The following is a 21946-nucleotide window of genomic DNA, read 5'->3' as shown; positions in this document are numbered from 1 at the left end:
CTAGGAGAACAGTACCTCCTTGACCAGTTCCTGCTTCGATTTTCCAATCGCAGTGCGCCGGTCTAGCCCCGGAACGTGTACAGGCGTACACATCTCCAGTATCCGGCTGTAAATTCTGGCGTGTGCCACATCTTCAGGATTACGGAGCTGGCTGATTGTCAGGTTTGTTGTGATAATCAATGGAAGTCCCGCTTTATAGCGCTCATCAACAACAGCGTAAACCTGTTCCAGCGCATACTCGGTATTCCGCTCAATTCCAAGATCATCAATAATCAGCAGAGAGAAGCGGTTGAAAGAAGCAATATAGCGGTACCGCTCATCCGAATACATGGCACCCATCTGGTTTAGGATTTTGGAAAAATTGGTCATCAGGACAGGAACACCTTTTTCCAACAATGCATTAGCAATACAGGCAGCCAGGAATGATTTTCCTGTTCCAACATCGCCCCAAAGTAAAAGACCAAGGTTTTCTGCCTTGACCTTCTTCCAATTCTCCGTATACCGTTTCGCCATCTGGACGCTGGGAGTATCCGTCGCTGATGCAAATGTCCAATCCTGAAGATGTCGCTCCTGGATACCTGCCGCTTTTAGACGACGGACATAGAGCAGCTGCTCTTCCTCCTTCATACGCTGTTCCTGCCGTTCCCGTTCTTCCTTCTGGCATTTGCAGATGCAGGGCATGATCCGTTCTCTGCCCTCAAATGTGATCCGGCATTGAACCGGCGTATGACATTTCCCACAATAAATGAGTCCATCTTCGCCGAGATACTGCTCTGGCCCAGGTTCTTTCTGAACCTGAATACGATCCAGAAAACCGAACATTGTATTCATAAACTTTCTCCCTCCTTGTACCGATAGTTATCGTGGTTGTAGGCTGGCAGTTTGGACTGTTTGGAATCCCGCCTTGCCCAACTACGAATGGTAGCTAAATGATTTTTATAACGCCTTCCGCTGGAAGCCATATATTCCGACAATCGTTCAATGCGGCTCTGATAGTCTGCTGGAAACTCAGTTTGGAGCTTTTGCAATTCTTCGTCCGAAAGAAGTACATTCTGATACATTCCGTACCGATGACGAGAAGGTTGTGATACTGTTTTTGCCTTCTCATCTGTACTTAATTGTTCTTTACTTGATCCTTCTTTACTTCTTTGTGAGGGAGTTATCGTATACGGTGGAACCGTACTCGGACTTACCGTATCCGGCTTTTCCGTACACGGTGAATCCATACACGGCTGCAATTTCGGCTTTTCAAAAATCACATACTCCGTTTGTCCCAAGCGACCGTTCGGCTGACGAAGCTGACGGCGTTCCAGATAGCCATGTGTTTCCAATTCTTTCAGGGCAGTGAGAATACCGTCCACACCTTCCAAGGAGATTGCCGCAAGCCCTCTTACAGAGTAGTGCCATGTGTCCGGCAGGCTGAGAAGCATGGAAAGAAGTCCTTTTGCTTTCAGACTCAGTGTCTGATCCCGCAGATGGTAGTTACACATGGTTGTATAGTTGGCATTTTTCTCTACCCGGAAAACAGCCATCCGACCACCTCCTTACGGCTCTGCACTCGTAAACAACATATTGTTCATTTCACAAAACCTCCTTGCATTGCATAGTTTCTGCTTCTACCAGTAGCGGCAGAAACAAAAAAAGAGCGGTTACCCGCCAGCCAGGATTTCTCCTGACGGCAGATAACCGCTCTATGTTCAATTCATTTTTATCTGGGCTTATCCTATAGCTGAAGCCCGATTTTTTGGTTGCAGTGAGACTTTTTACGCCTGTGTACCTTTGATTTCTCTACACCATTTTTACACCATTTCGGCATTCTATAGCATAGAGATATATAAATCTTTATATGGGTCAATATACGGAAAACCTTGATTCTATCACGCTTTATGGGCATTTAGAGACAAGCATTGAGATATAAAATTAGGAGCATAACTTACAATTCCTAATTTCATCTCAATTTTTCTCCATTCTTTTGTTCTATTACAGGGCATGCGCAGAACGCACCGTCTCCTGCTCCCCGCATTCGTCTCTTGTTTCCATCAAAAGGATCTTTCCGAATGCAAAGGAAATTACCGCCTCTTCATCCTGTATCTCGTTGCTGACACACAAGCTGTCGCAAGGCTTCAGGTAATGATTTTCCAGGGGGTATTTCGCACCCTTGATGGTAAGACGCTCCACATCCCCATTCCATGGGAATACGGAAAAATATTTGCCGAACGCCTCTGCCTTTTTCAGATGAATCTCCTGTCCTCCGTCAAAGAGGCGAATCCGATTATGCCTGTCCAAAATCTCTGCTTCCACATTGGCGGAGCTTGCGATCTCCAGCGACTGGACTGTTGCCCATACATGGTCGAGCCGGTTTCCTGTAGCTCCGAGAAGGATCATTTTGTCACATCCAAGTGTGATGGCAAGCCTGATCGCAATCTCTGTGTCCGAGGCGTCTTTTACCGGATTAAATTCCCGGATCGGCACGTCTGTCTCATCTCTGTAATATCTGATCACTTCCTCTTTGATACTGTCAAAATCTCCTACAATATAATCCGGAAGCACCTTATTCCGGTAAAGAACCTCAAGCCCTTTATCTACTCCGATGATTCTTTTCTGGGGATAGGCATTCAGCACGGACAAGACAAATGCGTCATTTACATCCCCTCCAGTTATGATAATCGTAATCCTACTCATACTTTTTCAAAATCTCCATCATTGCTTTCGTGTTTGCAGCCGGGTCGCCTCCGAACACTGCAGAGCCTGCCACAATGACATTTGCACCCGCATCCAGCACATCCTCCACATTCGTCGTGTAGATCCCGCCGTCCACTTCGATATCTGTCTTTACATTCTTCTCTTCCACCATAGCTTTCACATCCCGGATTTTCTGAAGGGAATCCGGAATAAATTTTTGTCCTCCGAATCCCGGATGTACGCTCATGATCAGGATCATATCCACCATTTCAAGATACGGCGCCAGCTCTGCTGCCGGCGTCTCTGGACAGATTGATATGGCAGCTTTTTTTCCACAGTCCCGGATTTTTTCGATCGTTTTTTGCACATCTGAACACGCCTCCAGATGAACTGTGATGATATCTGCGCCCGCTTTTGCAAATTCTTCCACATATCGTATCGGCTCCTGTATCATCAGATGGACATCCATAACCTGATTCGTAGCGTTTCGAATGGATTTCAGTACCGGCATCCCGAAAGAGATACTAGGTACAAACATTCCATCCATCACATCAAAATGCAGATATTCTGCCCCACTTTCCTCCGTCATCTTCATCTGCTTTTCCAGACACTTGAAGTCCGCTGCAAGAATAGACGGTGCCAAAATATACTTCATGTCTACCTCCTCTAGTAACGTCTTTTTTCTTCCAGTTCCTTGTACATTTCCAGATAGTTTTTATAACGGCTTTCGGGGATTTTCCCTGCTTCCAGCGCCTCTTTGACTCTGCATCCAGGTTCATGTATATGGCTGCAGCCCTGAAAGCGGCACTCTCCCTCATAAGGCTCAAATTCCCGGAAATACATCTTCAAATCCTCTTTTTCAAAATCGTTGACATAAAGGGAACTAAATCCCGGCGTATCCATAATATAAGAGCATTCGTCCAGCGGAAAAAGTTCGGAATGTCTTGTCGTGTGTTTCCCTCTCTCAATCTTCCTGCTGATATCCCCTGTCTCCATGCCAGCTTCCGGATGGAGAAGGTTAATGAGGGATGACTTTCCTACTCCCGACGGTCCTGCCAGCACTGTCGTCTTTCCGTGCAGAGCCTGCCGTACCATATCGATATTTTCTTCTTTTGCCGCGCTTGAAAAGATCGTCGGATAGCCGCATGTCTCATAGATTGACTGCAGCTTTTTCCACTCTCTGTCTTCTGACAGATCTTTTTTATTAAAACAAAGAACGACAGGAATCTCCTTACATTCCATCATGACGAGAAACCGATCCAGAAGGTTCAGATGCGGTTTCGGTTTCGTCACAGCAAAGACAACTAATGCCTGGTCGATGTTGGCCACAGCCGGCCGGATCAGTTCGTTCTTTCTCCTATGGATCTCCGTGATGTTCCCTGTCTTTTCTTCTTCATCCAAAATGTCGATTTCCACATTGTCGCCGACAAGTGGTTTTCGTTTTTCTTTTCGGAATGCTCCTTTGGCCTTGCATTCATAAACACCGGATCCTACTACGTGAACGTAGTAGAATCCGGCAATCCCTTTCACAATTTTTCCTTGCATGAAAGTCTCCTGTCGTATTTTTTCCGGCACTGCCTTAAGCTCCCTTGCTCACATAAAAGACAGTCTTTCCGTCGCTTCCCGTCTCATGCCGGATTACTTTACCTGTTTCCACGGATGAGCTTTTCTCATATTTAATCGTATAATCTTTGATTCCGTGTTCAGATGCCCATGCTGCAATATTGGATTCCCAGATACCTTTGGAATCCGTAGAGGATGATCCCGTGTTGCCGTCCGGATCCTCTGTTCCGGAATTACCGCTGTCCGGATTCTTATTGTCATCTCCGCTATCAGTTCCGCTATTGCCTTCATCCGGATTCTTTCCTTTGCTGACAACGTACGAAATCGTCGTGCCTTTGGAAATTTCCCCACTCTTTAGTGACTGGGAAATGATCATTCCTTCTTCGTACGTATCGCTGTACGTCTCAGAACGGGATACGGAAATTCCATTGCTGTCCGCCCAGGAAATCAGATCATCTTCCGGCATTCCCACAAAATTCTGTACCGTCACTGTCTGGGTAGATGGGTTTTCCCCTTTGCTCACGTAGAGAGTAACTTCCGTTCCTTTCTCCACTTCCCGTGCAGCGGAAGGACTCGTTCGGATGACCTCGCCCTCTTCGTACTCATCACTGTATTCTTCTTCCGTTCCACCCACTTTCAGGCCTTCATCTTCTATCTTACGGGTAGCTGTGCTGATGTCATCTCCTGCAACATCCGGCACTGCCACCATCTCCTGGCCTTTGCTGAGCGTCACTTCGATAGTAGAACCTTTCTTAGCCTGTTTTCCATATGCCGGCGTCTGGTCGATGACAGTTCCTTCTTCTTCATCGGATGCTTCTTCCCCTGCCACTTTCAATTTAAATCCTCGCTTCTCAGCGGCATCCCTTGCCTGTGCCTCTGTAAGACCAGAAAGATCCGGCACATCAACCTGTTCTTTTTCTTCTACCTGGGTTCTTTCCGATCCAAATATGCCAAACGCTTTTCCGATACCGAACACCGCCGCGCAGACAGCCAGAACCGCAATCAAAATCATAATAATTTTCATCGTCTTGCTCATGCGAGGTTTTGTGCCTTTTTTGCCTCTTGCATGATACCGGTCGTCATCATCGTACCCATCATCATATTCATCATCATAACGGTCATCGTATGGTTCATCGTACTCGTCATCGTATTCGTCATCATCATACTCATCATCGTACTCATCGTCGTAACGTCCCGTATAACGATCCTGTATCTTCCGCCTCTCAGCATCGGTAATAGCCACGGTCTCAGACCCTGCTGCCGCTGCCGCCGTATTTCTCACAAAATCTCCTTCTGGATCTGATAGGGAATGGCGCAGATCCTGGGAGAGCAGCGTCACGTTCGGATAACGCTTATCTGGATTTTTCTGTGTACATTTCAGGATGATCTGCTCCAGACTATACGGGATATCCACATACTCTGAAGGAGGAACAATCTCCTCCTGGAGATGTTTGACAGCAATGGCTACTGTCGTCTCCCCATCAAACGGAACCCGTCCTGTAATCATCTCATACATGGTAATACCGATAGAATAAATATCACTCTTCTCATCGGAAAACCCTCCCCTTGCCTGTTCCGGGGATGTATAATGGACAGATCCCATGGCGTTAGAGCTTGTCGTATTGGAACTTGCAGCTTTGGCAATTCCAAAGTCTGTAACCTTTACCTTCCCTTCATTGGAAATGATAATATTCTGCGGTTTAATGTCCCGGTGAATAATATGCCCTTTATGTACCGCCTCCATGCCGGCACATACCTGCAGGGTAATACTGATGACTTCTTTTGGCGTCAGTCTTCCCTTCTTGGCAATATATTCTTTCAGCGTAATGCCTTCCACCAGTTCCATAACCATATAGTACAGTCCACGATCCAGCCCCACATCGTAGACATTGACAATATTCGGATTCATGATACCAGCCGCAGCCTGTGCCTCCGAACGAAATTTCTTTACATATGTCTCATCTTCCCGGTATTCTTTCTTCAGTACTTTGACCGCCACATACCGGTTCAGCATCTTATCGCGGCCTTTATAGACATCGGCCATCCCTCCGGCGCCGAGTTTGCTTATGATCTCATACCGCTCCCCTAATACGATACCATCTTTTACCATACACTCACCTCATCTGCATACGGCTCTGCCAGAATTACCCCTATGTTGTCTGCACCGCCGTTTTCATTTGCTCTCTGTACCAAATTTTCTACTGCTTCCACAATATCGCGGGAACTTTTTACGATTTGGAAAATCTCGTCGTCATCTACCATATTTGTCAGCCCGTCGCTGCACATCAAAATGATATCTCCACCTTTCAGACGATATTCAAAAAAGTCCGGCTCTACCCTTTTCTTGACGCCGATAGCCCGCGTGATAATGTTTTTATCCGGATGGTGCTTTGCTTCTTCTTCTGTCAGTCCTCCAAGCCTTACCATCTCTTCTACCATGGAATGGTCTCTTGAAAGCTGTCGGATTTCTTTATTTATCAAATACAGCCTGCTGTCCCCCACATTCGCGAAATACAAAGTGCGGTCCATGATAGTGGCAGCCACAAGTGTCGTCCCCATCCCTTCCAGCCTGCTGTCGCTTTCTGCTTCCTGTATCAGTTTCTCATTTGCAGTCTGAATCGCACTTCCGATAATTGCTTCCGGGTGCGTCTCTTTGCTGTTTCGTACTTCTTTCTCCAGAACTTCCACTGTATATTTGGAAGCAAAATCTCCTGCCCGGTGTCCTCCCATACCATCGGCCACCACAAGCAGATTCGGAAGATTTCCAATCGGCTGATCCGTCGCAAACACGTAATCCTGATTGATTTCCCTTCTTCTTCCAATATCAGTCATTGAAAATGTTTTCATTTACATCTCCTTATTCTTGTCTGTGTTTTATTCTCAACTGACCACAGGCTCCATCAATATCAGAGCCCATTTCCCTTCTAATAGTAACATTAATCCCATTTTTTTCAAGATTATTTTGAAAAATCATGGCAGATTTTTTGTCAGGTTTCTGAAAATCCCGCTCCTTTATCGGATTGACTGGAATCAGATTCAGATGGCAGTTGCGATGCTTCAAAAGACGCGTAAGTTCCGCTGCATCTTCCGGCGTATCATTGACTCCATGGACAAGACTGTACTCAAATGTCACTCTGCGTCCGGTTTCTCTGAAATAAAAATCACATGCATCGAGCACTTCTGAAAGATCGTATTTATTTGCCACCGGCATAAGTTTTTTCCGCTTCTCCTGTGTGGAACCGTGAAGAGAAAGCGCAAGCGTGATCTGCAGATGTTCCTCCGCCAATCTCCGGATATTCGGCACGATGCCGCACGTAGACGCTGTGATGTTCCTCTGGCTGATATTGAGGCCGTTCGCATCGCTTACCATCCGGATAAAACGGACAAAATTGTCGTAATTGTCAAGAGGTTCCCCCGTTCCCATAATGACAATGTTGGATACACGTCCGCCGCTTAATTTCTGCACCTCGTACACTTCCCGCAGCATTTCAGACGGAGTCAGGTTTCTCACAAGCCCTCCAATGGTAGATGCACAGAAACGGCATCCCATCCGACATCCAACCTGGGACGAAATGCAGACACTGTTTCCGTGCTTATACTTCATAAGCACACTTTCTACCATATTGCCGTCACTTAACTCAAAGAGAAATTTGTTTGTTCCGTCTATCCGGGAAATCTGCCGCTCCACGAGTTTTACCTGCGCGATCTCATAGTTTTGGTCAAGCTTTTCCCTAAGTGTTTTTGAAAGGTTGCTCATCTCATCGAAAGACTGGACGAGCTTCTTGTGAATCCATTCGTAGATCTGTTTTGCCCGGAATGGCTTTTCCCCGATTTGTGCCATCTCTTTTTGTAACTCTTCCAATGTATAAGAACCGATATCTTTCTTTTCCATCTTTAAGACTCCTGTTTTTTCAGTACCGCAAGGTAAAAACCATCGCATGGATCGATGCCCGGCAGATACTGCTTTTCCTTTTCCAATACAAACTCCGGATATTCCCCAAGAAACCATGCGGTATTTTCCTCATTTTCTTCTCTGTTAATCGTGCATGTGCTGTACAATAGACAGCCTCCTGGCTTCACATAGTCTTTCACGACAGAGAGCATCTTTCTCTGAAGTTGTGAAAGCTCTGTGGTCTGCTTTTCTGTCATCCTGTAACGGATATCTTTTTTCCCTGAGAGGACTCCAAGACCTGAACATGGAAGATCAGCGATCACAATATCCGCCTTTTCACAAGATGCCTCATCATACACGAGAGCATCCATCCTGACTGCCTCCACATTTCTCATACCGCATCTTTCGATATTTTCTTTCAGCAGCCCTACTTTATATTCCGTCAGATCACGCGCCTCCACATGACCTGTCCCAGCAAGTTTTTCCGCCGCATGAAGCGCCTTCCCTCCAGGTGCAGCGCACACATCAATGATATAGTCCCCCGATTTCACAGGAAGACTTTCCACCGCCATCATCGAACTTGCATCCTGCACATAGAAAAGCCCTTCTTCAAAACTTTCCAGAAAACCAAGGTAGTCATACCCGGATATAAGAAGTGCATATGGCAAAAGCGGATGTTCCTCTGCCTTTTCCACTCCTTCGGCCAAAAGCCTGTTTGTTAAGTCCTCTTTTGAAATCTTGTCCGGATCGAACCGGATACAAGTCGGTTTTTCCCTTTGAATATCCTGCAGAATCGTCTTTACTGTATCTTCAGAGTAGGCCAAAAGCCATTTATCTATGATCCACTCCGGCATGGAATACTGAACAGACCAGCAGAGGCTTTTCGGCTCTTTCGGATATGTAATGCTGGAAAGATTTCTCCCGATATTTCTAAGCACTCCGTTTACAAATCCCGCCAGACTTTGAAATCCCTTTTTCTTTGCCAGCTTGACCGCCTCGTTGCAGACAGCGGAATCCGGAACATGATCCATATATTTCATTTGATAGACAGAAATCCGGAGGATCATACAGATAACCGGTTTCATTTTTGCTGATTTTACTTTGGAAAACTGATCGATGATGTAGTCGATCTCTATCAGATGTTCCAGCGTTCCTTCCACGACCCTCGTGACAAAGGCCCGCTCTTTTTTATCGATATACTGATATTTTTCAAGAATATTCCGAAGAGCCAGATGCGCCGGCGCTCCTTCTTTCAAAACAGAAAGAAGCACCGCCAGAGCAAGCTCTCTCTCATTTGTCGTTTTAGTCATTTCGTCGTCCTCCTGTTAATATCAGGATTCGCAGAAGCTGAAGAATGGCCGACGCCGCACCTGCCACATAAGTAAGGGCAGCTGCCCGGAGCACTTTTCCCGCTGCAGAGAGTTCATCCGGATAAAGCATTCCCGTATCTCCAAGAATACGGATCGCACGGCTGGAAGCATTGAATTCCACCGGCAGCGTCACAAGCTGAAACAGAACTGCAAAAGAAAATGCAAGGATTCCCAGATTGATCAGCATGGCGGAGGACTCACTGTGAAAAAGGAGTCCAAAAAGAATCAATGGCCAGGCAATGGCTGATCCAAAATTTGCCACCGGCACGATCGCACTTCTCAACTTTATCGGCGCATAGCCTCTGGCGTGCTGAATCGCATGTCCACACTCGTGTGCCGCTACTCCGATGGCTGCCACGGATGCAGAATTGTACGTCGTATCTGAAAGATGAAGCACTTTATTTCTCGGATCATAGTTGTCCGTCAGGTTTCCCCTGATATGCTCGACACGCACATCATAAATTCCGGCTCCTCTCAGCACTCTTTCTGCTGCTTCTCTTCCTGTCATCCCTGTGTGACTCCGCATACGGCTATATTTTGCGTAAGTGGATTTCACACGTGCCGACGCCGCCATACAGATCAGCACGCCGATGATGACCAGACTGTATGTGGGATCAAAATAGAAAAATGGCATGTATGTCTCTCCTTTATACTGCCGGTACTATGAAAGTACCGTTCCTTCTTTGATCTTCGCTCCCCTTAAGAAGGATCCTGCATCCATTCTCTTTTTTCCCTGGATCTGTAGTTCCCGGACTATAAGCAAGCCAAGACCTGTTTTTACCGTGAACGCATCTTTTTCCACGCGGACAATCTCTCCTGGCACCGCAGTTTTCGGTCCTTCTTCTTCCGATACGTCCGCCGCCCACAGTTTCATTATTTTCCCGTCCCAGGTAGTATATGCACTTGGCCACGGATTTAAACCTCGGATCAGCCTTTCGATGGACGCTGCGCTGTCTTCCCAGCGAATTTTTCCCAGCGTCTTGTCCAGCATCTTGGCATAGGCAGTCGGGCTTTCTCCCTGCTTGCTTGGTATGACTGTTCCTGCTTCCATCTGTCTTAATGTCTCTACGCAAAGTGCTGCCCCTGCTTTTGCAAGTTTGTCGTGAAGACTTCCGCCGGTCTCTTTCTGATCCAGCACCACTTCCGTCTTCAGAAGCATATCTCCCGTGTCAAGACCTTCATCCATCTGCATTGTCGTGACACCGCTTACCTGCTCTCCGTCAATGACCGCCCACTGGATCGGCGCCGCACCTCTGTATTTCGGCAGAAGCGATGCATGGACATTGACACATCCATACGGCGTCATCTCCAGAATCTCCTTTGGCAAAATCTGCCCAAAAGCAATTACTACCATAATGTCCGCCTGATAGGACCGAAGCTTTTCTATACATTCTGTTTCCCGGATTCTCCTTGGCTGATATACCTCGATCCCGTATCTTAAAGCCGCTTCTTTGACCGGCGGAAACTGCATCTCGTGTCCCCGTCCTTTTGGCTTATCCGGCTGTGTTACCGCAAGAACAACCTCGTGCCCAGCCTCGATCAGTGCCTCCAGTGTACCTACCGAAAATTCCGGCGTCCCCATAAAAATGACTTTCATTGTCTTCCTCCTCTTTACTCAGCACTGTTGTCATGGATCCCATCTTCTGCAAGCCGCATGTACATCAGTCCGTCCAGATGCTCGATCTCATGACAGAAAGCCCTGGCAAGAAGGCCTTCTCCTTCCAGGATGACCTCTTCCATATTTTCATTCAGCGCCTTCACTTTCACATGATTCGGCCTCGTAACAACGCCGTATTTGCCCGGGAGACTTAAGCATCCTTCTTCCCCTGTCTGACTTCCGTCTGTCTCAAGGATCTCCGGATTGATCAGCACGATCGGGTTTTCTCCCACATCGATCGTAACGATGCGTTTTAAGATGCCCACCTGCGGCGCAGCAAGTCCCACGCCCATAGCGTCGTACATTGTGTCAAACATATCCTTGATCAGGATCTGTGTCCGCAGTGTCATTTTGTCTACGCTTTTGCATTTCTTTGTCAGAACTTCATCTCCGACTTCTCGTATCTTTCTGATTGCCATGATTTTCCCTCTCTTTTTCTATAAATTTTAAAAGGACTGTACCGGATCAAAATCGAACTGGATTCGTATTTTTGAAAATCCGGCATTGACCTCTATATACTGTTCCATTTTGTTTTTTGTTTTTACAAGCACTTCGTAGTCCGGATGCTTTACGTACAGTACCTTTCGGTACACATCCTTGATCTTCCCGATCGGCGGACTGGCTGGACCTATAATCTCCATCTTATCATTGTGTTTTGTCTTTTCTGTGAACATTTTCAGATAATATCCACCCTTTTCCAATAATGCACCGTCCTCGGAACTCATCAGCACAGCCATCAGATGCTCTGCCGGCGGATACCCCATCAGCTCTCTGTAGCGCATTTCTTCCTCAAAAAACGTCTCATAATCTTGTTTGGCAGCCGCCCGGATACTGTAGTGATCCGGACTGTATGTCTGGATGACCGCTTCGCCAGGTTCGCTCCCTCTTCCGGCCCTCCCCGCAGCCTGACAAAGAAGAGAAAATGTCCGCTCTGCTGCGCGGTAATCGCTCGTGTAAAGAGACATATCTGCAGCAAGGACACCTACAAGCGTCACATTTGGAAAATCGTGTCCTTTGACGATCATCTGGGTCCCGATCAGGATATCCGCCTCCTGATTGGAAAAGGAGGACAGGATCTTCTCATATCCTTCCTTTTCTCTCGTCGTATCCATATCCATCCGAAGGACTCGCGCCTCGGGAAACGCCTTTTTTACCATGTCTTCAACCTGCTGCGTGCCTGCTTTAAAAGCCCCGATGTGTCTGGATCCGCATGCCGGACATACCGTCGGCACAGGTTCTTCATGCCCGCAATAGTGACATACCATCCGATTTCCTTTGTGCCAGGACAGCGATACGTCACAATGAGGACATTTTACTACATATCCGCATGACCTGCAAGACAGGAAGCCCGCGAATCCTCTCCGGTTAAGAAAAAGCATGACTTGCTGCCGCTTGAGAAGTCGTTCTTTTATCTTTTGGCTGAGGCAGTCACTTAAAATGGACCTGTTTCCGTTTTTCAGTTCTTTCCTCATATCTACCGTGGTCACATTCGCCATACTCTGGCTTCCTGCCCTTTTTCTCAAACGGAGCAATGTGTATTTCCCTTTCCTGCATCGGTCAAACGCTTCCATAGAAGGGGTTGCAGAGCCTAGCACTACGCTTGCCCCGCAAAGCTGTGCCAGTTTTTCTGCCGTCTCCCTAGCATGGTACCTGGGCATCTGTTCGCTTTTATACGTGGTCTCGTGCTCTTCGTCAATCACAATGAGCCCAAGGTCCGGAAATGGAGTAAATAGCGCCGATCGCGGGCCGATGACTACATCGATTTTTCCGGCTTTTGCACGTTCAGTCTGATCATACCTCTCGCCTTTGGATAGTCTGGAATTCATGATTGACACCCGGTCGCCAAAATTTCTCACAAAGCGTATAACTGTCTGATAAGTCAGTGCAATCTCCGGAATCAGGACTACCGCCTGTTTTCCCGCCTTCGTTACCGTACGTATCATCTCCATGTATACTTCCGTCTTTCCGCTTCCCGTCACACCGTATACGAGATAAGTGCCGCGCTTTCCGCTTTCATAATCCTTCCGAAAATGGGAAATTGCGTTCTCTTGCTCTGGCGTAAAGGTAAGTTCTTTCAATTCAGCTGGTTTATGTCTCACAGGATTTCGAATAATCCTTTCGGCTGAAACTTCCAACACTCCTTTTTCTTCCAGAGCCCGGATAACAGGAGATGTGATATTCAGTTTTTTCGTAATCCATGTGTAGTCAACTTCCTCATCTTCCAGAAGCGCAGCAAGAAGACGCGCTCTCGCCCGCTGATTTTTCCGAAGGAACGACTCAAGCAGTGTTTTTCCTTCCTCTTCTGATATGAGCCGTCTTACGATCTTCTTTTCTTTCTTCTTTTCTTTCTTTTTGATAGGAAGGACTGTCTTGAGAGCCTGGATCATCGTCCCTCCGTAATGCTCTCTCATCCAGGCTGCAAGGGAAAGAAACGTCTCTTCCACCGCCATCGTATGCGGGGCCCTCTCCAGGATTTCCTTGATCTTTGCGGGATCATAACGGCAGTCGTCTGCAAATCCTACGATGTATCCTTTCCGTCTCGCGTTCCCCTTGCCGAACGGCACGATAACTCCGTCTCCAATGATAAGCTGTCCTTCCAGCTCTTCCGGAACACGATATTCGAAAATACGATCCAGCTTTTCGTGTGTGATGTCTATGATGATCTGTGCATACATGCTTCTTCTACCAATCTCCGTTCGTCCATTTCATATTTTATTCCTTGTATTTCCTGGTATGCTTCGTGGCCTTTTCCAGCCACCACAATGATGTCCCCCTCTCGAGCCATCCCTACCGCAAAGTCCACCGCCTTTCTTCGATCCGGGATTTTTATATAGTCCCCTTTCGTCTCCCGGATTCCCTCTTCGATATCCTCCATGATATCCTCCGGGTTTTCCCATCGTGGATTATCCGACGTGATAACAGTCAGATCCGAAAGCAGACCCGATACGCGCCCCATTTCGTATCTTCTGTCCTTTGCCCTCCCCCCACCGCATCCAAAGACGGTAATAAGCCGATGCGGCCGGTACTTACGCATTGTGTCAAGAAAGCTCTTAAGACTCATAGCGTTGTGTGCATAATCGATGACAGCCACTGCACCTCCCGGAATTTTGATAAACTCGGCTCTTCCTTTTACCGAAAACTGTCTCAGAGTCTTTCGGATTTTTTCTTTGTCCACACCCATCATCCGGCAGACCGCGATCGCCGCCAGCGCATTGTACACCGTATATTCCCCTGGGACAGGGATCGCGTACTCCGTTTTGTCCTGTGTAAATATTACCCCCGGCCTTCCATCGACCCACGTATCCGTGAAAATATTCTCTGCCCGGAATCTTCCGCTTCGTATCCCATAAGTGATCTTGCGGCACGGAGTATCACGGAAAACAGCGTCATATCTTTTGTCATCCCGGTTTCCGACCCCGAAATCACTCTGGAGAAAAAGTTTTCTTTTACACTCCAGATATTCCGCCTCATCGCTGTGCTCAAATCGGCTGATATGATCTTTCCCGAGATTCAGAAAAATACCGATATCAAACATGATGCCATATGTCCGTTCAAGCTTAAGTGCCTGACTGGAAACTTCCATCACACAGATATCGCAGCCGTTTTCTCTCATTCTCCCCAACTCTCTATGCAGGCATACTGCGTCTGGCGTTGTGTGCACGGAGGGAATACTTTTTTCCCCATCAAACTGCTCGATTGTTCCTAAAAGCCCGACACGATATCCTGCATCTTCCAGAATATGCCGTATCATATAAGCGGTTGTTGTTTTTCCCTTCGTCCCAGTCACGCCGATCATGACAAGTGACTCTGCCGGGTATCCTTCGTAGGCGGCTGCAAGAACAGACAACGCCTCCCTTTCATCTTCCACGAGAATGCCTGCACATTCATTTCCAGCTTTCAAAATGGCTTTTAGCTCTTCTTTTTGTTCTTTTGGTGCGGCTACCAACGCCGCTCCTTTTTCTATGGCTTCCCTTCCATATGTGATTCCATCGCAGACACTTCCCCTGATGCAGACGAAAATACTTCCGGGGATCACATCCCTGGAATTGCTGAATACTCCTGTGACCTCCGTATTAGGGATTTCTTTCGTGCCTTCCAGCCTTTCATATGCGATCGTATGAAGAAGTCCCGAAAGTTTCATATTCCATGAGTTCCCGATAGCTCTTTCTATCAATATAAGTAATCATAACATAATTGTTACTTTTCGCCAACCGCCTACTTCCATCGGGGCATCTTGTTATTTCATACTTTCCGTGTTATACTGAAATCCTGTCAAAGAATAATTTTTCATTGGAGGTTTTTATGTTCAGTATTTTTGGATGCCCGATGCACCATGGGGTAGGTGCTCCGGGACTCAAATACAGTCTGGATTATCTCAGAAACAGGTATGAGAATCTCCGGATCGCAAAGCTGCCTGAGATTATCATGGAAGAGGATGCTTCCACCCCTCTTAAAAATTTAAATACGGTTGCCGCTACATGCCAGAGTATCGCCCAGTATATGTATTCTGTGCTGGAGATTGGAAAAACTCCGATTTTTCTTGGCGGGGATCACAGTGTCGTCATGGGATCCGCCTCCGCATCCAGTGTCTACGTGAAAGACACGTTTGGGGAAGATACCGGTTTGATCTACATCGATGCCCATGCGGATATCAATACAGACCAGACGACAGTGACCGGAAATATCCACGGTGTTCCGGTTTCTGCGCTCCTGGGAATGGGAAACCCGAAACTGACTGGCTTTTTAAAAGAGGGACCGAAATACAAGCCAGAAAATATCGTTTACCTGGGACTTCGGGATATTGATCCACCGGAACTTACGATCCTCAACGAGCAGAAGATTCTCTACTATACCTATGAGGAAATCTGTGACAAAGGGCTTGACCAATGTCTTACCGAGACGATCCGACATCTTTCTCATCTGAACCACATTCATCTGAGTTTCGACATTGATTCTATGGATCCTGACATCATGCCGGGCGTCTCCGTACCTGTACCAGGCGGATTTGACGAGGAAGATGTGTTTCTGATGTTCCGCAGGCTTATGAATGAACTTCACATCCTTTCGTACGACATTGTGGAATTCAATCAGGAGTACGATAAGGGCAACAGGACTGCTGATTTCGTCTCTGAACTTGTGGATTTTATCGAAAAATCAGGAAAGAATTGAAAAAATACCTGATACAACAATAAGTTGAAACGTAAATGTCGGCTCTGCACCATATTTTGTTCTGGCTATGTGTATTAACTCGCGCAGCATCTGTTCTCTGTTTTCTTCCGTGCAGAAATATTGGTATGGGTGGCTGACTGACGCAGTATTAGTTTGCATCATTTGTGTTTTTACTCCGATTGCGTCATAACGAGAGAGAAAGCGGGCAAGAAGCCGTTAGGCTTCCTGTCCGCTTTTCGTCTTATTTCCCGCTATCGTATTCTTCTAAATATTTCTTTACGTATTCCACATCGGACGGACAGTCAATATACTCACATCCATATTTCTGCCGCGTCTCATTGCCTTTTCCAGTCACGAGAAGAACCGTCTTGTCTTTCGCTTCCCGGATGGCGGTACGGATGGCTTCCCCACGGTCTTCGATGATGGCATACGGACAATGCTGCGCTTCCACATACTGGGCAATGTCCTTTGAAATGTCCTCTGCCGGCTCATATCCAGGATCTTCAGCTGCCAGATATACTTTCTCAGCGTATTTTCCGGCGATAGTCCCAAGGTCTCTTCTGCGGATATAAGCTTTTTTCCCCGGACATCCAAAGATCGAAACGATTCCATAATCCGGATACTCTTCTTTTGTGGAAGAGAAAAGCTTCTCAAAACTCAGTTTATTGTGCGCATAGTCTACGATGGCGATGATCTTCTTGTCTTTGCTTGCGTACAATTCCATCCGCCCGCTGGAACGTGCCCTCTGGAGTCCGGAATGGGCAAACTGTCTCGGAATACCAAGAATCTCCGCCGCCGCGATTACGGCCAGTGCATTCTCCACATTGAAAAGACCTGGCATAGTCAGAATAAATTCTTCGTCAAAGTCTTTTGCTTTCACGGAAAACTTCGTTTCATGTCCGTCTTTTCGGATATTATAACCATAATAGTCTGCTTCTTCACATTTTGTGCTGAAAGTAACCATATCCCCGGCCGCCTTCGCTTCCTCCAGGATCCGATCTGAAAAGTCTGCGTCGAGATTGACGACCGCATGTTTTGTCTGGGCAAACATTTTCATCTTGGAAGCAAAATAATCGGCAAAATCAGGATGTTCAATAGGGCTGATATGATCTTCTGAAATATTCAGGAAAATTCCCACGTCAAAGATCAGATTATCTACCCGATTGTATTTTAATGCCTGGCTTGACACTTCCATTTCCACGAACTCGATTCCACTGTCAGCTGCATTGCGGAAATGTCTTTGAAGCTCTACCGCTTCGGGCGTCGTGATGTGTGATTCCACTCGACTTACCCCATCATAAATATCGATAGATGAGATGACCGCACTTTCTTTCTTCCCGAGGTGCTCCATATAATCATCCACGACAGCCTTCATATAGTAGGCAGAGGTGGATTTTCCTTTTGTTCCTCCGATTCCGATAACCGTCATATCTTCCCACGCAGAATGGTAGAAGAAGTCAGCAAGGACCGGCATAGCCTTTCTGACATCCTTTACGATCAAATATGGGACATCCTTTGTAAGGCTGTACTTTTTCTCACTTACATAAAGGACAGCGCCTTTTTCCACTGCACTTTGCAGATACTCTTCCTTAAACGCAGCCCCCTTGCAGATGAAGATCGTATCTTCCTTTACTTCCCGGGAGTCATAGGTTAATATTCGGGCTTTCTTGTCTTCCTGTCCGAAAAGTTCCGCCTCAAGAAGCATTCCCTTTTCTTTCAGAAGTTCGGCATATGTTTTCAGCGTGTCGCTTTTCATCTGTGCCATATGTTTTCTCCTTTATTGCTGTTTATTTGTACTGTGCGCCTGAGCGCAGGATGGATTCCCGGATCAGGACATCCATAGCATCCAGACAGATTGCCGGGAGGACGTGATCTTTTTTAAAGACGGAAATCTCCGTGCATGCGAGGATGACCGCATCACAGTCTTTTTTGATAAACTCTTCCATCGTCCGCTCAAATTTCTGGTAATCCCCCTTTTTTCCTGCCTTTACATCGTCGTAGATCAGAGACATCACATCTCTTTGTCTCTGTTCGGACGGTGAGACAGCCTCGATCCCCAGCCTTTCGCATTCTTTGTGGTAGATACCGGAAGAAATCGTTCCGTCTGTCCCCATAATGCCGATCTTTCTGACACCTTCATATCTGTCTGCAGCGTATCTTACCGCTTCCCTTGGCATATGGATGATGGGAATATCTGTCATAGCCTGGATCTGATCGTAAAAATAGTGTGACGTATTGCATGGGATCGCGATATGGTCCACATGAAGCAGCTCCATGGCATGTACATCTTCCCTCATGGCTTCCAACAGCTCTTTGTCTTCTCCGCTTATGATGGCTTTTGTCCGGTCCGGCATCTGGGCATGGCTTAAAATCGCCATATTGATATGTTCCTGGTCACAGTCTGCCTTCGTATGGCGGATGACTTCTTCGTAAAAATATGCGGTTGCCTCGGGTCCCATACCGCCGATGACTCCTAATTTTCCTTTCATAGTCCCCTCCTTATATAGTGCAAAGATGCCCTTTCCTGCTCTTAACTATAGTACTTTTTAAATTTGATAAAGTGACTGAAATGAGTCCGAACCATGCGGTAGAAGCGGTGCAGTCCCAGATCTCCCATCTTAAATACAGGATTGACCATCTTCTTCTCTTTTATCAGCCTTTTCATCAGAGCTTTTGATTTCGGATCTTTCACGTATTTGAATGCTACCGCTCTCGGGACAACCATCCAGAGATGCTCCTCCTTGGCCGTCTCAAATTTCAGTTCTTTGCCGTAGACATACTCTTCCACTATATATTTTGCAACGTTGAAGCCAGAGCCAGTCACATAATAGTTGCTGCGCCCCTGTCTTGTATTGATCTCGAAAAATTTGTATTTCCCGTCCCTTTTATCGTATTTGATATCAAAATTGGAAAATCCCACATAGTGAATATCTTCCAGAAGATTTTTGACACGCTTCATCAGACCGTCGTTTGGTTCTGTAATGATCACTGCATGGTTTCCGATACCGTGCGGCGTGTGTTCTTCCAAAAGTACATGGCCAAGGCACATCATTTTTACCTTTCCGTTTCTGTCCGAATAGGAAGTAAGCACGCGCATATATTCGTCGTTCCCCGGAATCATATCCTGTATGATCAGGTTATCATCATACCCTGCGCCGTAAATCTGGCCGATCACAGTCTCCAGCTCCTGTCTTGATTCGATGGTATATACTTTTTTCTGTGTATCAAAAGGATGCTCCCAGTACTTGATGCTGTCAGATGGCTTCAGGATAACCGGATAAGGGAAGTCAATCTTAAAATCCATGGACATGCCGTTTTTATAAACAAATGTACCTGGATAATCTACTCCGTGTTTTTCACACAGGTTATAAAAAGTTTCTTTTTGCTGCAGACTGTTCATCAGGTCAAAGTCGATATATGGAGCAATGATATTCGGCTCCAGCTCTTTTTTGTGCTTGCTGATGAGCGCTACATAGCTGTCTCCGCATCCTACGAGCACGATCTTCTTATCTTTACGTTTCTTTGCAAATGTGTTGACTGTTTTCAGAAAATAGTCATCGGTATCGATCTTCGGATTGGCATGATACTCGATCATTTTACTCTGATAGCTTGGACCTGTCGGGTATTTCCCGAAGATATATGTCTTTACCTTGTACTGCTCATAGAAAGCTCTTGCCACACTGTATGTGTTGATGTCCCCTCCAAGGAGTACAGGTACGAATTCTCTCTGCACAAATTCCATCTTTTTCTTCCTCTTTTCTCGTTATTCACATCATTTTATTATACCTCTCACAGAAAATGCTGTCAAACGCTATTTCCCGTCCATCAGCGTCCCACGGAATACCGCGTCATCCCCAAATTTCTTCTTAATCTCATCGAGAGCCTGGTCAAGTTTCTGATGCTTTTCATCCTTCTTTTTTTCTTCCATATAGTCAAAAAGATTCATCTGCAAAGGGACGTCTTCTTCATGAAGCTTGGCGGTACGGATTCCCAAAAGCCGGATGGGTTCTCCGCTCCATAGTTCTCCGAACAGTCTGCACGCTGCTTTATAGATGACACTGTCCGCCTGTGAAGGTGTGTCCAGTATCGCCTGATGGGATACATTCCGAAAGTTGGCATAGCGTATCTCCACACTTACCATTCCCGCTTTCTTCTGCGCCTTTCTGAGTCTTCGCCCGACGCTTTCCGACAATGAAAGGAGAACCTTCCGGGCCTCTTCCGCCGTCTCTGCATCCCTGGAAAGTGTGATGGAATTTCCTATCCCTTTTGCTTCTTCCGCCTCCGAGCGAACGATATCATCCCCGATTCCATTGGCAAATTCCCAAAGTGTCCTGCCATGGCTCTTCAGATGAAGGGAGAGGAAGTTCGGATCTGCTTTTGCCAGCTCTCCTATCGTCCGGATCTCCAGCTTTCTCAGCACTTCTACGCTGGAGCGTCCCGCCATATAGAGCTCAGACACTGGAAGGGGCCACATTTTTTCCGGCATCTCCTTTGGGAAAAGTGTGTGAACACGGTCCGGCTTCTCAAAATCGGATGCCATTTTTGCCAGCAATTTGTTGGTAGAAATCCCGATGTTGACAGTAAATCCAAGCTCATCTCGGATCCGGTTTTTAATATCAAAAGCTCCTTCTATGGGATCTGAAAAGCGATATGCGATCCCGGTAAAATCCAGGAAGCATTCGTCGATGCTAAGCTGCTCAATATCCGGTGTGTAATCTTTTAAAAGATTCATCATCTGTCTGCTGTACCGGGCATAGAGTTTATGATCCGGTCGCTCCATTCTGAGATCCGGGCATTTTTTCAGGGCATTTACAACCGGTTCGCCGGTTCGGATGCCAAATCGTTTTGCCGGGATAGATTTTGCCAGCACCACCCCGTGACGCGATTCCCGGTCGCCTCCGATAATGCACGGGATATCTCTGAGATCCTCGTCTGCACCTTTTTTCAGATACTCTATGGCTGTCCAGCTCAAATACGCCGAATTCACATCAATATGAAAGATTGTCGGACACATAGCAGTTCCCCCTTTGCTTTTCGGACTGCACTTGTTCAGGGTGCAGGATATTCTCCAAATCTATCTCTATATTAACAGCAAAAGAGGCAGGATTCCAGTCTCATCCTGTCTCTTTTCCAGATTGCATCCTTAACTCAATGCTCATGTGCCATAAAGTAACACACAAGAATTTGATAGACAGCAGCCTACATTATTCCAATTTGATTGGTATTTCAATTTGTGTGATATAGTCGTTGAAATTGTCAATAACTGTTTCGTTGATACCCGTTTCATAAGAATACCCCGTCAAAGAGAATCCTTGCTTATCGGCATAATCAAGGATTTCTTTGTATCTGCCCGGCAGCTTATCCCAACTGCCTTTGCAGAAAGCCCTCAGATATTTTCCGGCGGGTTTGGTATGCAATCCTCTTTTTGATATAGGGGTTGGAAGTTCAAAGTATAAAGCGGAATAGTTTTGAAAATCTCCCCGGTATAGACTTTCGACCGGAATCATGGAGCCGTATGCGGCATCATGCAGATGGTGTAACTGGTATTGTTTTGTTTTGTTACTAAAACTTCCCACACCAATACGGTGTGTTGAACCTTGAAAATTCAATATT

The 21946-nt window shown here is 46.5% G+C and carries 19 protein-coding genes and 1 pseudogene; 1 reads left to right on the top strand and 19 read right to left on the bottom strand.

Features of this window, described 5'->3' with window-relative positions; genetic code table 11:
- From ACLROL_RS09120 to ACLROL_RS09055, 14 genes are all read right to left on the bottom strand, one after another.
- A complete protein-coding gene (locus ACLROL_RS09120; RefSeq protein WP_413067722.1) occupies positions 1-831 on the bottom strand; it encodes an ATP-binding protein in 831 nt (276 codons plus the stop codon).
- Positions 828-1532 carry a helix-turn-helix domain-containing protein gene (locus tag ACLROL_RS09115; protein WP_413067721.1) on the bottom strand — a complete coding sequence of 235 codons (705 nt, stop codon included), beginning with the start codon at positions 1530-1532 and terminating at the stop codon, positions 828-830. The genes ACLROL_RS09120 and ACLROL_RS09115 overlap by 4 nt, the downstream gene beginning before the upstream one ends.
- 448 nt (positions 1533-1980) lie before the next feature.
- Positions 1981-2682, bottom strand: coding sequence for a thiamine diphosphokinase (locus ACLROL_RS09110; protein ID WP_087201882.1), 702 nt, complete (start codon positions 2680-2682; stop codon positions 1981-1983).
- Positions 2675-3337 (bottom strand): ribulose-phosphate 3-epimerase, encoded by a 663-nt coding sequence (gene rpe, locus ACLROL_RS09105; RefSeq protein ID WP_413067720.1) that lies wholly within the window; start codon positions 3335-3337, stop codon positions 2675-2677. The genes ACLROL_RS09110 and rpe overlap by 8 nt, the downstream gene beginning before the upstream one ends.
- A gap of 11 nt (positions 3338-3348) precedes the next feature.
- Entirely contained in the window at positions 3349-4227 is an 879-nt protein-coding gene (gene rsgA, locus ACLROL_RS09100) for a ribosome small subunit-dependent GTPase A (RefSeq protein ID WP_087201886.1), read from the bottom strand.
- A 34-nt stretch (positions 4228-4261) separates the two neighbouring features.
- Positions 4262-6355, bottom strand: a complete 2094-nt coding sequence (gene pknB, locus ACLROL_RS09095; RefSeq protein ID WP_087201888.1) for a Stk1 family PASTA domain-containing Ser/Thr kinase — start codon at positions 6353-6355, stop codon at positions 4262-4264.
- Positions 6349-7092, bottom strand: a complete 744-nt coding sequence (locus tag ACLROL_RS09090; protein ID WP_413067719.1) for a Stp1/IreP family PP2C-type Ser/Thr phosphatase — start codon at positions 7090-7092, stop codon at positions 6349-6351. The genes pknB and ACLROL_RS09090 overlap by 7 nt, the downstream gene beginning before the upstream one ends.
- 10 nt (positions 7093-7102) lie before the next feature.
- Complete coding sequence (gene rlmN / locus ACLROL_RS09085; protein WP_413067718.1) at positions 7103-8137, bottom strand: 23S rRNA (adenine(2503)-C(2))-methyltransferase RlmN; 1035 nt, start codon at positions 8135-8137, stop codon at positions 7103-7105.
- Between the two features lie 2 nt (positions 8138-8139).
- Entirely contained in the window at positions 8140-9447 is a 1308-nt protein-coding gene (gene rsmB, locus ACLROL_RS09080; protein WP_288722477.1) for a 16S rRNA (cytosine(967)-C(5))-methyltransferase RsmB, read from the bottom strand.
- Entirely contained in the window at positions 9440-10141 is a 702-nt protein-coding gene (locus tag ACLROL_RS09075; RefSeq protein WP_087201896.1) for a zinc metallopeptidase, read from the bottom strand. Before ACLROL_RS09075 ends, rsmB begins: the two co-directional genes overlap by 8 nt.
- A gap of 27 nt (positions 10142-10168) precedes the next feature.
- Positions 10169-11104 carry a methionyl-tRNA formyltransferase gene (gene fmt / locus ACLROL_RS09070; protein WP_087201898.1) on the bottom strand — a complete coding sequence of 312 codons (936 nt, stop codon included), beginning with the start codon at positions 11102-11104 and terminating at the stop codon, positions 10169-10171.
- 14 nt (positions 11105-11118) lie between these two features.
- Positions 11119-11583 (bottom strand): peptide deformylase, encoded by a 465-nt coding sequence (def, locus tag ACLROL_RS09065; protein WP_087201900.1) that lies wholly within the window; start codon positions 11581-11583, stop codon positions 11119-11121.
- Between the two features lie 27 nt (positions 11584-11610).
- Positions 11611-13839, bottom strand: a complete 2229-nt coding sequence (gene priA, locus ACLROL_RS09060) for a primosomal protein N' (protein WP_221919268.1) — start codon at positions 13837-13839, stop codon at positions 11611-11613.
- Positions 13818-15305, bottom strand: a complete 1488-nt coding sequence (locus ACLROL_RS09055; RefSeq protein WP_413067717.1) for a UDP-N-acetylmuramoyl-L-alanyl-D-glutamate--2,6-diaminopimelate ligase — start codon at positions 15303-15305, stop codon at positions 13818-13820. Before ACLROL_RS09055 ends, priA begins: the two co-directional genes overlap by 22 nt.
- Before the next feature lie 161 nt (positions 15306-15466).
- Between ACLROL_RS09055 and ACLROL_RS09050 the strand changes: the two genes are divergently transcribed.
- Positions 15467-16333: an arginase gene (locus ACLROL_RS09050; RefSeq protein WP_087211557.1), complete on the top strand. Its 867-nt coding sequence runs from the start codon at positions 15467-15469 to the stop codon at positions 16331-16333.
- Positions 16334-16574: 241 nt separating this feature from the next.
- Here ACLROL_RS09050 and ACLROL_RS09045 read toward each other — a convergent pair whose 3' ends face one another.
- The 5 genes and pseudogenes from ACLROL_RS09045 to ACLROL_RS09025 all read right to left on the bottom strand — a co-directional run.
- A complete protein-coding gene (locus tag ACLROL_RS09045; RefSeq protein ID WP_246599059.1) occupies positions 16575-18098 on the bottom strand; it encodes a Mur ligase family protein in 1524 nt (507 codons plus the stop codon).
- A gap of 22 nt (positions 18099-18120) precedes the next feature.
- Positions 18121-18822, bottom strand: a complete 702-nt coding sequence (locus ACLROL_RS09040; RefSeq protein WP_087201908.1) for an aspartate/glutamate racemase family protein — start codon at positions 18820-18822, stop codon at positions 18121-18123.
- Positions 18823-18863: 41 nt separating this feature from the next.
- Positions 18864-20075 (bottom strand): ATP-grasp domain-containing protein, encoded by a 1212-nt coding sequence (locus tag ACLROL_RS09035; protein WP_413067716.1) that lies wholly within the window; start codon positions 20073-20075, stop codon positions 18864-18866.
- Positions 20076-20144: 69 nt separating this feature from the next.
- Positions 20145-21347 carry a DNA polymerase IV gene (locus tag ACLROL_RS09030; RefSeq protein WP_287449512.1) on the bottom strand — a complete coding sequence of 401 codons (1203 nt, stop codon included), beginning with the start codon at positions 21345-21347 and terminating at the stop codon, positions 20145-20147.
- A 190-nt stretch (positions 21348-21537) separates the two neighbouring features.
- Positions 21538-21946, bottom strand: a pseudogene (locus ACLROL_RS09025) (hypothetical protein); the annotation flags it as partial.

It is taken from the genome of Sellimonas sp. (assembly GCF_047234585.1).
GTDB lineage: Bacteria > Bacillota > Clostridia > Lachnospirales > Lachnospiraceae > Sellimonas > Sellimonas caecigallum.
This window is presented reverse-complemented; position numbering and strand designations above follow the sequence as displayed.

Excerpts from the sequence above, each read along its gene's own strand:
- ACLROL_RS09120 (WP_413067722.1), bottom strand. The coding sequence starts at position 831 with ATGAATACAATGTTCGGTTTTCTGGATCGTATTCAGGTTCAGAAAGAA.
- ACLROL_RS09115 (WP_413067721.1), bottom strand. The coding sequence starts at position 1,532 with ATGGCTGTTTTCCGGGTAGAGAAAAATGCCAACTATACAACCATGTGT.
- ACLROL_RS09110 (WP_087201882.1), bottom strand. The coding sequence starts at position 2,682 with ATGAGTAGGATTACGATTATCATAACTGGAGGGGATGTAAATGACGCA.
- rpe (WP_413067720.1), bottom strand. The coding sequence starts at position 3,337 with ATGAAGTATATTTTGGCACCGTCTATTCTTGCAGCGGACTTCAAGTGT.
- rsgA (WP_087201886.1), bottom strand. The coding sequence starts at position 4,227 with ATGCAAGGAAAAATTGTGAAAGGGATTGCCGGATTCTACTACGTTCAC.
- pknB (WP_087201888.1), bottom strand. The coding sequence starts at position 6,355 with ATGGTAAAAGATGGTATCGTATTAGGGGAGCGGTATGAGATCATAAGC.
- ACLROL_RS09090 (WP_413067719.1), bottom strand. The coding sequence starts at position 7,092 with ATGAAAACATTTTCAATGACTGATATTGGAAGAAGAAGGGAAATCAAT.
- rlmN (WP_413067718.1), bottom strand. The coding sequence starts at position 8,137 with ATGGAAAAGAAAGATATCGGTTCTTATACATTGGAAGAGTTACAAAAA.
- rsmB (WP_288722477.1), bottom strand. The coding sequence starts at position 9,447 with ATGACTAAAACGACAAATGAGAGAGAGCTTGCTCTGGCGGTGCTTCTT.
- ACLROL_RS09075 (WP_087201896.1), bottom strand. The coding sequence starts at position 10,141 with ATGCCATTTTTCTATTTTGATCCCACATACAGTCTGGTCATCATCGGC.
- fmt (WP_087201898.1), bottom strand. The coding sequence starts at position 11,104 with ATGAAAGTCATTTTTATGGGGACGCCGGAATTTTCGGTAGGTACACTG.
- def (WP_087201900.1), bottom strand. The coding sequence starts at position 11,583 with ATGGCAATCAGAAAGATACGAGAAGTCGGAGATGAAGTTCTGACAAAG.
- priA (WP_221919268.1), bottom strand. The coding sequence starts at position 13,839 with ATGTATGCACAGATCATCATAGACATCACACACGAAAAGCTGGATCGT.
- ACLROL_RS09055 (WP_413067717.1), bottom strand. The coding sequence starts at position 15,305 with ATGAAACTTTCGGGACTTCTTCATACGATCGCATATGAAAGGCTGGAA.
- ACLROL_RS09050 (WP_087211557.1), top strand. The coding sequence starts at position 15,467 with ATGTTCAGTATTTTTGGATGCCCGATGCACCATGGGGTAGGTGCTCCG.
- ACLROL_RS09045 (WP_246599059.1), bottom strand. The coding sequence starts at position 18,098 with ATGGCACAGATGAAAAGCGACACGCTGAAAACATATGCCGAACTTCTG.
- ACLROL_RS09040 (WP_087201908.1), bottom strand. The coding sequence starts at position 18,822 with ATGAAAGGAAAATTAGGAGTCATCGGCGGTATGGGACCCGAGGCAACC.
- ACLROL_RS09035 (WP_413067716.1), bottom strand. The coding sequence starts at position 20,075 with ATGGAATTTGTGCAGAGAGAATTCGTACCTGTACTCCTTGGAGGGGAC.
- ACLROL_RS09030 (WP_287449512.1), bottom strand. The coding sequence starts at position 21,347 with ATGTGTCCGACAATCTTTCATATTGATGTGAATTCGGCGTATTTGAGC.